Raw genomic sequence first — 533 nt, forward strand, 5'->3', positions numbered from 1 at the left:
AACTACCTGTTTAAAACTCATGGTGGATACCGGCGGTGGCCGGGCCGGTATTGCAAATGAAGGTTATTGGGGCATACCTGTTTTGCCTAATACAACTTATAACGCTTCTTTTTATATGAAGGGCACGGACAGCAAGCCATTTCCCCCTCGCCCCTGGGAGCCCAAGCCTAAAGTTACTGTTCCGGTAATTGCCGATAACACGGCCGGGCCCATAACCGTAAGTATAGAAAGCAACGACGGTAAAACGGTATATGCTTCGGGGGTTATTAATTTGATAAAAAGCCCCTTTTGGAAAAAATATGAACTCAAATTAATAACAGGCGCCGGTGTTAAACCAACATCTGACGCTCGTTTTGTTATTTCGACAAACCGCACCGGGGTTTATTATTTTAACCTCGTCTCTTTATTTCCGCCAACCTATCATAACCGCCCGAATGGGAACCGGGTAGACATCATGAAATTACTGGCCGATATGAAACCCCGTTTTTTACGTTTTCCCGGCGGTAATTTCCTCGAAGGTCCGAAACTAACTG

Annotated in this window: 1 pseudogene; it reads left to right on the plus strand. The window is 45.6% G+C overall.

The features are described 5' to 3' along the window. Positions 1–19: 19 nt before the first annotated feature. Positions 20–533 (plus strand): annotated as a pseudogene (locus tag AC1DXF_RS29475) (hypothetical protein); the annotation flags it as partial.

This window comes from Mucilaginibacter sp. P2_A5 (genome assembly GCF_056404995.1).